At 71.3% G+C, this 12,096-nt stretch carries 9 protein-coding genes; 2 read left to right on the plus strand and 7 right to left on the minus strand.

Annotation, left to right across the window (positions count from 1 at the left end):
• Nucleotides 1–61 precede the first annotated feature (61 nt).
• Both HMPREF2863_RS08360 and HMPREF2863_RS08365 read right to left on the minus strand, forming a co-directional pair.
• Nucleotides 62–325 (minus strand): cory-CC-star protein, encoded by a 264-nt coding sequence (locus HMPREF2863_RS08360; RefSeq protein WP_070639412.1) that lies wholly within the window; start codon nucleotides 323–325, stop codon nucleotides 62–64.
• Nucleotides 326–346: 21 nt separating this feature from the next.
• The gene (locus HMPREF2863_RS08365; protein WP_070639414.1) at nucleotides 347–2,071 is read right to left on the minus strand and encodes a carbon starvation CstA family protein; all 1,725 of its coding nucleotides are present in this window, start codon (nucleotides 2,069–2,071) and stop codon (nucleotides 347–349) included.
• A 213-nt stretch (nucleotides 2,072–2,284) separates the two neighbouring features.
• Between HMPREF2863_RS08365 and HMPREF2863_RS08370 the strand changes: the two genes are divergently transcribed.
• Nucleotides 2,285–5,668 (plus strand): beta-phosphoglucomutase family hydrolase, encoded by a 3,384-nt coding sequence (locus HMPREF2863_RS08370; protein ID WP_070639416.1) that lies wholly within the window; start codon nucleotides 2,285–2,287, stop codon nucleotides 5,666–5,668.
• 126 nt (nucleotides 5,669–5,794) lie between these two features.
• Here HMPREF2863_RS08370 and HMPREF2863_RS08375 read toward each other — a convergent pair whose 3' ends face one another.
• From HMPREF2863_RS08375 to HMPREF2863_RS08395, 5 genes are all read right to left on the minus strand, one after another.
• Nucleotides 5,795–7,111 carry a sensor histidine kinase gene (locus HMPREF2863_RS08375; RefSeq protein WP_070639418.1) on the minus strand — a complete coding sequence of 439 codons (1,317 nt, stop codon included), beginning with the start codon at nucleotides 7,109–7,111 and terminating at the stop codon, nucleotides 5,795–5,797.
• Between the two features lie 41 nt (nucleotides 7,112–7,152).
• Nucleotides 7,153–7,824 (minus strand): response regulator, encoded by a 672-nt coding sequence (locus tag HMPREF2863_RS08380; RefSeq protein ID WP_070639420.1) that lies wholly within the window; start codon nucleotides 7,822–7,824, stop codon nucleotides 7,153–7,155.
• A 114-nt stretch (nucleotides 7,825–7,938) separates the two neighbouring features.
• Nucleotides 7,939–9,501 carry an L-lactate permease gene (locus HMPREF2863_RS08385; RefSeq protein WP_070639422.1) on the minus strand — a complete coding sequence of 521 codons (1,563 nt, stop codon included), beginning with the start codon at nucleotides 9,499–9,501 and terminating at the stop codon, nucleotides 7,939–7,941.
• Nucleotides 9,502–9,583: 82 nt separating this feature from the next.
• Nucleotides 9,584–10,132 carry a PIN domain-containing protein gene (locus HMPREF2863_RS08390; protein WP_245232131.1) on the minus strand — a complete coding sequence of 183 codons (549 nt, stop codon included), beginning with the start codon at nucleotides 10,130–10,132 and terminating at the stop codon, nucleotides 9,584–9,586.
• 96 nt (nucleotides 10,133–10,228) lie between these two features.
• On the minus strand, nucleotides 10,229–10,651 hold the full coding sequence (locus HMPREF2863_RS08395) for a helix-turn-helix domain-containing protein (protein WP_067190413.1): 423 nt from the start codon (nucleotides 10,649–10,651) through the stop codon (nucleotides 10,229–10,231).
• A gap of 132 nt (nucleotides 10,652–10,783) precedes the next feature.
• On the opposite strand from HMPREF2863_RS08395, the gene HMPREF2863_RS08400 reads away from it, so the two are divergent.
• Nucleotides 10,784–12,085: an NAD(P)H-dependent flavin oxidoreductase gene (locus tag HMPREF2863_RS08400; RefSeq protein WP_083315329.1), complete on the plus strand. Its 1,302-nt coding sequence runs from the start codon at nucleotides 10,784–10,786 to the stop codon at nucleotides 12,083–12,085.
• Nucleotides 12,086–12,096: the final 11 nt, after the last annotated feature.

The following is a 12,096-nucleotide window of genomic DNA, read 5'->3' on the forward strand; positions in this document are numbered from 1 at the left end:
CTCGGTTCGGCGGACGCTCGGTTCGGCGGATGCTCGGTTCGGCCGCTGGCCCCCGGACCGGTCAGCAGCAGCTCACGGTGTCCAGCGGAGAGCGCTCCATGCCCATCCGCCGGTGCCACTCATGGAAGCGCTCGTAGACCACGGGCAGCAGCTCGACCGTGTAGTAGGCGGCGGGGTTGGGCACGCCGAGGGCGTCCGAGAAGACCATCATCATGAACAGGTCCTCCTCGTCCCTCCTCGCGCGGGCGAAGGTCTGCCGGTACGGACCGGCGTAGAACTCCTCCAGCCCGGCCGCGAGGGCCCTCAGGCGTGCCCCGAACCCCATGCCTGTGCTCCGCCTGCCAGGTCAGTCCCGGCGGGCGCCGGCGGGTTCGAAGGCGTCCTCGGCGTCCACGGCCTCGTCCTCCTCCGGGGTGACCGCCGGGCCCTTGCGGGCGGCGTTCATGGCGCCGAACGCGGTCACCAGCACCCAGAGGGCGCTGACGAGGATGACCACGTCCAGGACCAGCAGCAGCCAGTTCTGCTCGTTCCAGAACTGCACCATCTGCACGAAGAGGGCGTACACGGACACGAACGCCACGAACACCAGCGGGATCAGCACCGGCCACACCGGCCGGCGCAGCCGCAGCAGGATCACGGACACGATGGACAGGGTCAGCGCCGCCATCAGCTGGTTGGTGGTGCCGAACAGCGGCCAGATCACCATGCCGCCGGAGCCGTCCGCACCGGCGCCGAAGGCCAGGCCCATGGTCACGGCCATGACGATCAGGGTGGAGGCCAGCGTGCCGAGCTTCACCCCGGCGATCTGGCCGATCTCCGCCACCACGAAGCGCTGCAGGCGGACACCGGTGTCCATGGTGGTCGCGGCGAAGAGGACGGCCATGGTGGCGAGGATCGTGGAGGACAGGCCGGTGGGGATGCCCAGGCCCGTGTTGAGGATCTGGCCGCCGGCGGTCACGAACGCCCCGACGCCGCCCTCGCCGAAGGCCGAGTAGACCTCCTCCCAGTCGGCGAGGGTGCGGAAGCCGGCGGTGACGGCGATGATCGTGCCCAGCGAGAGGAGTCCTTCGCCCACGGCGCCGAAGTAGCCGACGAACCGGGCGTCGGTCTCCTTGTCGATCTGCTTCGAGGAGGTGCCGGAGGAGACGATGCCGTGGAAGCCGGAGATCGCGCCGCACGCGATGGTGACGAACAGCAGCGGCAGGATGCCGGGGGTGCCTTCCGGGACGTTCTCGTTGTAGAACGGGGCGACCACGGTGGGCGAGGAGACGATGATCGCCGCATAGAGGATGCCCAGACCGATGAACAGCTGCAGGCCGTTGATGTAGTCGCGCGGCTGCAGGAGCATCCACACCGGCAGGAGCGAGGCGATGCCGGCGTAGATGAAGAGGACGACGATCCAGAACGCACCCGCGGACAAGCCGAGGATCGTCTCGGGCAGCACGATCGGGAACCGGTCTCCGAGCAGCATGAGGCCGTAGAGGGCGACCACGCCGACCACGGAGACCAGCGGCAGGTTCCACTTGAAGCGGTAGATCGCCTGGCCGATCAGCAGCGCCACCACGATCGCGCCCCAGGTGGGGATCACGGCGGTCGGGGTGGAGACGAGCAGTCCGGAGATCACCACGGCGAACGCGGCGTTCACCATGAGCAGCAGCAGGAAGATCACGACCAGGAACAGGTTGCGGCCGTGCTTGCCGATGTACTTGCCGGAGAGCGTGCCGATCGACTGCGCCTTGTTGCGGCCGGAGGCCCAGAGCGCGCCGAGGTCGTGCATGCCGGCGAAGAAGACCGTGCCGAGGGTGACCCAGAGGAAGGCCGGACCCCATCCCCAGATCACCGCCACCGCCGGTCCGACGATGGGCGCCGCGCCGGCCACGGAGGTGAAGTGGTGCCCCCAGAGGACCAGCTTGTTGGTGGGGACGAAGTCCACGCCGTCCTCATAGCGGTGGGACGGCATGGTGTAGTCCGGGTCGAGCCGGTAGACCTTCTTGGCCAGGAAGCGTGAGTAGAGCAGGTAGCCGGCGACGATCATCGCGATGCCGACCAGGGCCAGGACGAGGGAGTTCATGGCGGGGACTCCTCTTGGTGTGGGGAATGCGGGGACAACGGTGATCGCCACCACAGTACGGGACGACCACCCCCTTCGGGTGACACGTCTCACCGCAGCGCGCCGGGAAAGGGGTGACACCGCCCCGTCGCCCCGTTCTACGCTGGTGCGGATGCAGACCGCAGGGCCCGACGACGGCCCCTCCCCTCCGACGTGAAGGCACGCCTGACGCCCATGCAGACCCAGAAGCTCACCCCGGCCCCGATCCAGGACCGCAACGCCCGCCGCCATCGACTGCGCCGCTACCGCGCGGTGATCTTCGACATGGACGGCGTCATCACGGACACCGCCTCGGTCCACGCGAAGGCGTGGAAGGAGCTGTTCGACCAGGCCCTGCCGTCCGTGGGCGCCCTGCCGGAGAACGCGGACGCCGTGGCCGCAGACCCGAGCGCGCTGCGCGAGTTCGACCTCAACGGCGACTACCTGCACCACGTGGACGGCCGCCCCCGCGAGGACGGCGTCCGCTCCTTCTTCGCCTCCCGCGGCCTGACCGTGCCGGAGGCCGACGCCCCGGACGCCCGCCCGGACCTGACCGTGCAGGCCCTGGCCGAACGCAAGCAGGGCTTCTTCGAGGCCGTGCTGGCCCGGGACGGCGCCCGCGTGTTCCCGGAGGCCGTGGAGCTGCTGGAGAACCTGCACCGCAAGGGTGTGCCGGTGGCGCTGGTGACCTCCTCGAAGAACTCCCGCGCCGTGCTCACCGCCGGCGCGGTGCTGGACCACTTCCCCGTGATCGTGGACGGCCACACCGCCGTGGAGAGGAACCTACCCGGCAAGCCCCACCCGGCGATGTTCTGGGAGGCCGCCCGCATCCTCGGCGTGGACCCGGCGGACGCCATGGTGCTCGAGGACGCGGTCTCCGGTGTGAAGGCCGCCGCGGACGGCCGCTTCGGCCTGGTGGTCGGTGTGGACCGCGAGCCCGAGCTCGGCAAGGCCCGCCTGAAGGACGCCGGCGCGCACATCGTGGTGGAGGACTTCGGCGCCCTCGAGCTGGAGAAGCGCACCGCGGCCCCGTTCGACGCCGCCTGGGTGCTGCGCTGGGACCACTTCGACGCGGCGTCGGAGGGCACCCGCGAGGTGCTCTGCACCCTGGCCAACGGCTACTGGGGCACCCGCGGCTCCGTCCCGGGGACCCGCATCTCCTCCGTGCACTACCCGGGCTCCTACATGGCCGGCGTGTTCAACCGCCTGACCTCCCAGGTGCAGGGCAAGTCGGTGGACACCGAGCACATGGTGAACATCCAGGACTGGACCCCGCTGGTGGTCACCCCGGAGGGCGGGAAGCCGCTGCTGCCCGGGGACGAGAACATGGTGGACTTCCTCCAGGAGATGGACCTGCGCCGCGGCGTCCTGTCCCGGACCATGGTGTTCGAGGACGAGCAGGGCCGCCGCACCACCGTGCACACCCGCCAGTTCCAGTCCCTGGCCAACCGCCACATCGCCGCCCTCGAGTTCACCGTGACCGCGGAGAACTGGTCCGGCGAGGTGTGTGTCCGCTCGATGATCGACGGCCGCGTGGCCAACCTGAACGTCTCGGACGACCGCACCCTGGCCAACCGCCACCTGCGCCCTGTCCAGGCCCGCGAGGTGGACGGGGAGACCGTCCTGCTGGAGACCCGCACCAGCCAGTCGGACATCCGCATCGCCATGGCCACCCGCACCCGTCAGGTGGCCCCGGTGGGCCACACCCAGCCGATCCGCCGCGCACTGGACGACTGCTCGGACATGGTGGCCGGCCAGGACATCGAGCTGCACGTGGAGCAGGGCGTCCCGCTGGTGTTGGAGAAGGTCGCCTCCGTGGCCAACACCCATGACCACGCGCAGTCCTCCGCCTCCGAGTCCGCGATCAAGACCCTGCAGCGCTCCCCGGGCTTCCGGAACCTGCTGACGGTGCACGAGCAGCGCTGGGGCCAGAACTGGGACCGCTTCGCCGTGCGCATCGACCTGGCGGAGCAGTACTCCCATCAGCGCCGTTCCACCGCGCAGCTGGCCCCGGGCGAGGAGTTCGTGAACCCGGAGTTCTCCGCCGGCGTCTCCCGTTCGGTCGGCTCCGCCGCGCAGATGGGCAAGGACGGCGCCTCCCTGCGCCAGCAGCTGGCCCTGAACCTGCACACCTTCCACGTGCTGCAGTGCGCCTACGGCAAGCGCCGTGACCTGGACGCCACCGTGGGCGCCCGTGGCCTGCACGGCGAGGGCTACCGGGGCCACATCTTCTGGGACGAGATCTACATCTTCCCCATGCTGACGCTGCGCCGCCCGGAGATCACCCGCGGCCTGCTGATGTACCGCTACCGCCGCCTGAACGAGGCTCGCGCCAACGCCCGCGCCGAGGGCTGGGCCGGTGCCATGTACCCGTGGCAGGGCGGCTCGGACGGCCGCGAGGAGACCCCCACCGAGCTGTGGAACCCCCGGTCCCAGATGTGGATGCCGGACAACTCCCACAACCAGCGGCACGTCTCCCTGGACGTGGCCTACTCGGTGCTGAGGTACATCGAGGTCACCCAGGACCAGTCCTTCATCCAGGACTACGCCGCGGAGATGCTGGTGGAGATCTCCCGCTTCTTCACGTCCATGACGCTGAAGAACGAGGAGACCGGCCGCTATGAGATCCACGGCGTGATGGGCCCGGACGAGTTCCACGACGGCTATCCGGAGACCCCCGGGTCCGGCCTGCGCAACAACGCCTACACCAACGTGCTGACCTCCTGGCTCCTGACCCGCACCGCGGAGCTCGTGCGCTGGCTGGACACCCTGGACGAGCCGCTCACCGAGATGATGGAGATCACCGAGGAGGAGATCGAGCACTGGGAGCACATCGCCTCCCGCCTGACCGTCCCGTTCTTCACGGAGGGCGAGGAGGCCGGCATCCCGGCCCAGTTCGAGGGCTACCAGGACCTGCTCGAGTTCGACTGGGACGGCTACCGCGCCAAGTACGGCAACATCGGCCGCATGGACCTGATCCTGCAGGCCGAGGGGGACGCCACCAACCGGTACAAGCTCTCCAAGCAGGCCGACGCCCTCATGCTGACCTACCTGTTCAGCCCCGAGGAGCTGGACGACATCCTCCAGACCATGGGCTACGAGCTGCCGCGGGAGGCCTTCGCCCGAACGGTGGAGTACTACGCGGCCCGCTCCACCCACGGCTCCACGCTGTCCCGCCTGGTGCACGCCTGGGTCACGGCCCGCACGGACCCGGACACCTCCTGGGACCTGTTCACCGAGGCGCTGGAGTCCGACCTCTCGGACACCCAGGGCGGCACCACCCGTGAGGGCATCCACCTGGGGCTGATGGCCGGCACGGTGGACACCGTGATCCGCTGCTACGCGGGCCTGGAAACCCGCGACGAGGTGGTCAAGGTCAACCCGGTGCTGCCGCGTCAGCTGCCGGGCGCCACGTTCACCATCCGCTACCGCGAGCAGCCGATCAAGATCCACATGACCCAGCAGCAGGTCACGGTCACCGCGCAGCAGGGCATGATCCGCCCGGTGGACATGATCGTGGCCGGCGAGGAGCTCACCCTGCAGCCCGGCGGCGAGGTGACCGTCCCGCTCCACGGCTGAGCCGCACCGCAGACCTGTGAAGGCTCCCGACGCCCCGGTGCGTCGGGAGCCTTCCGGTGGGGGCCGTCGTCGGGAAACCGGTGGTGCTTCCCGACGACGGCCGCCCGCCTTCCGGAAAAACTCGCCTCAGCGGGTGGGCAGCTCCGCGCTGACCACCCAGCGGAGGCCGAGCTCGGAGTCCAGGTCCGGGCCGGCGGTCAGACGGCCGCCGAAGACGGCGACGCGCTCGTGCATGCCGGCCAGGCCGAAGCCAGAGGGAACGCAGCGGCGACGGCGACGCTCCGGCTCCCCCTCAGTCCTCTCGCCGGACTCGGCGCACTGGTCCAGCGGGCTGGAGACCTCCAGGTCCAGGTGCCCGTCGTGCAGGGCGGAGTGCAGCACCACCAGGCCGCCGGCGGTGGCGTGCTTGAGGATGTTGGTGGTGGCCTCCTGGAGCAGGCGCAGCACCGTGAACTCCAGGGACGGCGGCAGGTCCTCCAGGTCACGCAGGTCCCGCTCCACCCGGAAGCCGGCGTCCTCGAGCCGGCCTGCGAACTCCTCGATCCGCGCGCAGAGGTCCTGGACGCCGTCCGCGCCCACGGTGGCCGCATTGCGGTCCGTGCCGCGCAGCGCGGTGAGCATGCGGCGCAGGTCCACCAGGGACTGGCGGGCGGCGCTCTCGATCGCCTGCTCCGAGCCGCGGCGGCGGTCCGGGTCCTCGGTGGTCTGCAGCATGGCGGCCTGCATGGAGATGATGGTGAGGCCGTGGGCCACCACGTCATGCAGCTCCGCGGCGATGCGCTGGCGCTCCGCCTCGGCGGCCTCGCGCTCCCGCTGGGCCGCGGTCTCGAGGGCGGCCTGCTGTGCGCGGGCGCGCAGGCGAGCCCGGCGGATGATCAGCGCCGGGACGGTGGTGCAGGCGGCGAGGCCGGTGAGGATCACCATGTCCACGCCCTCCGGGTCCCACGGGGACACCGCGAGGCCGACCGCCAGCAGGGCCAGGTAGGCGATGCCGATGCCCACGGCGAAGCGCCGTCGAGAATAGCGGGCCACCACGGGGGCCACGAACACGGCGCCGGCGATGGGGGCGAAGACGTCCACGAGGTTGTTGTCCAGCCGGGTGGACAGTGCGACGAACAGCGCCATGTAGAGCAGCGTCGTCAGGGCGCCGACGCTCGGCTGGAGCATCACCAGGATGGTCAGCAGCGCCGGCGCCCAGTTGACGACCATGTCCGCGTAGGGGCTGATCACCGGCTCCAGATCGGCCGGGTCGACCTCGAGTTCCTTCGCCAGGTCAGTGCTGTCCATGCCGATGCCCCAGACCTCTTCCAGGACGGTGGTCAGCAGGTCGACGCCCATCAGCAGCAGGCACACCGTGATGACGGTGATGCGGATCCAGCGGCGGACCGGCTCGGCCTGCAGCCAGTGGGGCAGCCGGGACGCCGGGGCCGGATCCGCACTCATGCGAAGGATCCGGGACGTGCCGCTGTGGGCGGGCGGGGCGGTCATCCGATCTCGACCAGGCCGGCGCGGGCGGCGCGGATGAGGACCTGCACACGGTCCCGGACACCCCACTTCTCCATCACATGGCCCAGGTGGGACTTCACGGTGGCCTCGGCGAGGAACAGGGCGGAGGCGATCTCCGCGTTGGAGGAGCCGTGGGCGAGCTCGCGGACCACGTCCAGCTCGCGGGCGGTGAGGCGCTCGAAGTCCTGCAGCGGCTCGGCCGGGTCTGCTGAGGCGGAGGCCTCCGGGCCGGCGGAGGTGACGGCGTCGATGAGGTCCCGTGCCACCCCGGCGGAGAACACGGCGTCCCCGGCATGGGCCTTGCGGACGGCGTCCACCACCTCGGTGGGTGGGGCGTCCTTCACCAGGTAGCCGGCGGCGCCGGCGCGCAGGGCGGGGACCAGGTACTGCTCGGAGGAGAAGGTGGTGATGGCCAGGACCTTGGTGTCCGGCAGCTCGGCGGTGACGGCCTCGGTGGCGGCCACGCCGTCCATCACCGGCATCTGCATGTCCATGAGGATCACGTCCGGGCGGTGGGTGCGGGCCGCTTCGAGGCCCGCCTTGCCGTCCGCGGCGCCGGGCACCGTCCGCATGTCCTCCGCGAGCGAGACGAAGTGCTCCAGGGCCGTGCGCATGAGCTCCTGGTCGTCCACCACCATCACCGTGATCATGGGCTCCAGCCTAGGTGGGCTGCGGGCGGGCGCGGCACCGACGAAAGTGGGGAGTCGGCGTGGGCCGGAGCGGCCCGGCTCCACGGGCCGTCGCCCTTCTGTGGCGCGAGCCGTTCACCCCGCGGCCAGCGGCAGCAGCAGCGCGGTGGCGGCGGCCATGACGGCCAGGGTGATCAGCACGGTCGGCCCGGCCACGGCCACCAGGTTCCGGCGCGTCGGCAGCAGACCCGGAGTGCCCTCGCGGTGCTCGGCGCCCGCCAGGCGTGAGGCCAGCTCGATGCGCGCCGGGCACGTGATGACCGCCCAGCTCGCCGCCGAGCAGTGCATGGCCGTCAGCCACAGCGGCGAGACGCCGAGCGCCTGCGCAGTGCTCGCCTGCAGCGGCGCGAACATCGCGTTCGCCCCCGTGGCGGACGCGGTCACGTACCCGCTCAGGCCCGCCACGAACGGGGACAGCCACAGGAACACCCCGCCCAGGGCGCCGAGTCCGCGGGCCATCTCCTCCGCGAGCCCACCGCCGGTCAGGGCATAGCCGAAGGCGATGTACAGGGCCGTGGGGATGGCGGTGGCCACCCACAGCCGCACGGTCTCCCGCCCCACCAGCCGTCGCCGGTCCGCGTCCAGGCGCAGCACCGCAACCCCGATCGCCGCGCCCAGCAGCGCCCACGTGGCCGGCGAGCGCAGGAACGGCCCCAGCGCCCCCAGCGGGAGGGCGGCCTTCGCCGCGGTGCCGGCGATCGTGCCGGCCATCAGCACCAGGTAGGGAGTCAGCTCGCGCAGCGGCAGCCCCGGCGTCCCGACGACGGCCGCTCCCCCACCGTCGCCGCCCTCGCCCGGGTGCCCCGCGGCGGTGGAGGCGCCGTTCCGCGCGGCGCGGGCAGACCGCCGCCCGAGCAGGGCCCGCCAGGCCAGCGCCATGACCAGGCCGGCCGTGGCGCCGGCGGGCGGGGTGCCCAGCAGGGCGTTCGCCCCGAGGAGCAGGCCCGCGTAGACCAGGGCGGAAGCCACCGTCACGGGGAGCCACCGCGTCAGGAGGGCGGACAGAGGAAGGAGGGGGCCGTCGTCGTGACGGTCCGCGCGGGAGCCGCGCACGATCAGCGCCGTCACCACGCCTGCGGCCACCGCGGGGATGACGTTGAAGACCGCCGTGGCCATGCCGAACTGACGGAAGTCCAGGCCCGTGAGCTGCGCACCGAGCAGGGCCCCCGGCGCCATGGAGCCCCACGGGTTCACGGACAGGCCGACCAGGGCCAGGCACGCGGCACGGAACGGCGTGAAGCCGAGGGTGATCAGCAGCGGGAGGCACACGATCACGCCCACACCGAAGCCGGTCACGGACTCCAGGAACGGCACCACCCCGTGGACCATCATCAGCGCGGTGGCCAGGCCGGGCCCGGTGCCGCCGGAGAGCCATCGGCCGAGCGCCGCGTGCCCGCCTCCGCGCTCCATGACGCGGGCCAGGGTGATGCCGCCGGCCATGATCGCCAGGACCTCCACGAGGATCGGCCAACCGCGGGCGAACGGGGCGGCGAGCTCGGCGGCGGGTGTGCCGAGGGCCGTGGCGCCGAGGACGAGCGCGCTGACCGTGCCGGCTGCAGGGGCCACCCAGCCGGGCAGCGGGCGGGTGAGCAGGATCAGCGTGAGCAGGACGGGCAGGCAGGCCAGCAGGGCGAGCATGGGTGGTCCTCCTCTAAGGTTGCGGGGCGGATGCGGGCGACGATGACGACGAGAAATAGGCAGACCTGCGCCGGCTTCCACGTCAGGCCAGTCTGCCGAGGGTCTGCCGCACCCTCTGTGCGAATTCTGGGCATCCTGCCTTCCGAAGTGCATCGTCAAGCTGGGCGTGCCCGGGCTTCTTCGACCAGTAGTCGAACTGGATCTTGACGAGGGGCAGGAGGCAGTGTGGGTTCGAGTCGGTCACGAGGATGAAGAAGTCGTCCGGTGAGATGACGTCGTAGTGCTCCAGGTCCGGGGTCGTCGTGATGTCGGACGGCGCGTTGTAGGTGAGCACCAGATCAGCACGCCCCGCCACCGCCGCAGCATGGACGTGGTAGTCATGCTCATCCGTACCAGTGAAGTCCAGGACGCCTGAGAAGTCCGCCAGGACCTCGTCCATCATGCCGCTGATCTTCTCCACACGATCGCGGATCGCTCCACCCTCCTTGCGGGGATGGCTGCGTCGGAGCGCGTGGATCGCCTCCGCCTGGATGTCATGCGTGACGTGCAGTTGGAACATGCCCTCATTGGACTCACGCAAGAAGTGCAACCAGTCCAGCGTCGTGCGGCTGACCAGCACATTCGCGTCCACAAGTACTCTGCGCGTCATGATGTGGATCCCCAGCGGTCCGTGTTCACCACTGAGGGGTGCGATGCCTGCACCGCACCCCTGCAGGAGGTTCGCGCCTCAGCTCCAATCCTGGTCGCTTTCACGCAGAGCGGTGAACGCCGCACGACGCTCCTTTGCCCGTTCCTCTCGCAGAGCGAAGACGTCACCGCGCTTGAAACGGGTATGGCTCCCCACCTTGAAGCTGGCGATGCGCCCTTCGCCGACCCACTTCATGAGGGTCGGGCGAGATACGCCCAACATCTCCGCGGCAACAGTGCTGGTCAGCTCTTCCGGGACGCGTCCGACCGACGCTTCACCGGTCTCGGCCACGGCGGCGAGCGTCCCCAGCAACATCTTCTGGATGCGGTCCGGAAGTTCGATCTCGCTGCCGTCCGGCCCACGGAGGACCAGAGTGGCCCCTTGGGGTCGAGGAGTCTCCACCGCCAGCTGGACGTCCACGTCGTCAATGGTGATGTTGTCTCGCGTCAGCATGCCGGTCATGCGAGACCTCCTTCCTGCTGTCGGCGCACCACCCTAACGGGTTTTCACTTGTAACTGCAACACGGGCGCGGGTGTCCCGCTCTCCGTCTCGGTCCCTGGACCCTGCTGTCGACGGCGGCCTACCGTGGCGGCATGCGCGAGCCTCAGACTTTCCCTGCACCGGACTCCGGTCTCCCCGCCCTGGCCGCCCTCGCCGCGGCGCCGGTCCCGGTGGTGGCCGCACCGATGGCCGGCGGGCCGTCCACGCCCGAGCTGGTCGCGGCCGTGATCCGTGCCGGCGGTTCCGGCATGCTCGCCGGCGGCATGAAGACGCCGGACGCCGTCCGCGCCGAGGTGGAACAGGCGCGGGCGCTGCTCGGACAGGCGGCGCAGCCGTCGTCAGCAGGGCGGTCTGGGGCGGGCCCTTCCTCCCCTGACATGCGTCCCGACGACGGCGCCGACCTCCGCCTCGGCGTGAACCTCTTCGTCCCGGACGCCGTGAACACCCGTGTGCCCGCCCGGGACGGGCGCGCCGCCGCGGCCCGGCGGCGCGAGGTGACGGCCTTTGCCAAGCGGCTGCGTCCGGTGGCGGCGAGGCTCGGCGCTGCGGTGCCCACCGCGGAGGAGGCGACCCCGGACCCGGAGTCGGAGCAGGCGCAGTTCGAGCAGTTCCTGGCGCTGGCCGAGGAGCAGGCCTGGCCGTGGGTGACCTTCACCTTCGGTCTGCCCGGCCCGGAGGTCTTCGCGCGGCTCGTCGACGCCGGAGTGGCCCCCGGCGTCACGGTGACGGACGAGGCGGAGGCGCGGGCCGCCGTCGGGAACGGGGCGCGGCTGCTGGTGGTGCAGGGGCCGGACGCCGGCGGGCACCGAGGCACGCTCGACCCGGCAGCCGAGCCGGGGACCGCGCCCCTGGAGGAGGTGGTCCGTAAGGTTCGGACGGCGTGCCCGTCGGTGCCGCTCATCGCGGGCGGAGGGATCGCCGCCGCAGACCAGGCACGGGCGGCTCTGGAGGCCGGGGCGGATGCCGTGCAGGCCGGCACGGCGTTCCTGCGCACCCCGGAGGCGGGGACGTCGGCGGCGCACCGGGCGGGGCTGGCACGGGCTGCGGAACGCGACGGTCTCCTGCACGGAACCACCTCGGGACCCGACGGTCTCCCGAACGAAAGCGCTCCAGAACCCGACTCTTTCCCGAACGAAAGCGCTCCGGGGTGGGCGGACACCACCGTGACCCGGGCGTTCACCGGCCGGTGGGCCCGCGGGCTGACCGTGCCCTTCATGGCCGAGTTCGCGGACGCACCGGCGGCCTACCCGGAGGTCAACGTCCTCACCGGCGCCCTGCGCAAGGCCGCCGCAGCGGCGATGGACCTGGACGCCGTGCACCTCTGGGCCGGCACCGGCGCACAGAAGGCACGGCAGGTCCCGGCCGCCGAGGTGGTGCGGTCGCTCGCGCCCTGAACGCAGTGGGG

Origin of the sequence: Micrococcus sp. HMSC067E09 (assembly GCF_001812555.1) — a bacterium.
GTDB lineage: Bacteria > Actinomycetota > Actinomycetes > Actinomycetales > Micrococcaceae > Micrococcus > Micrococcus lylae.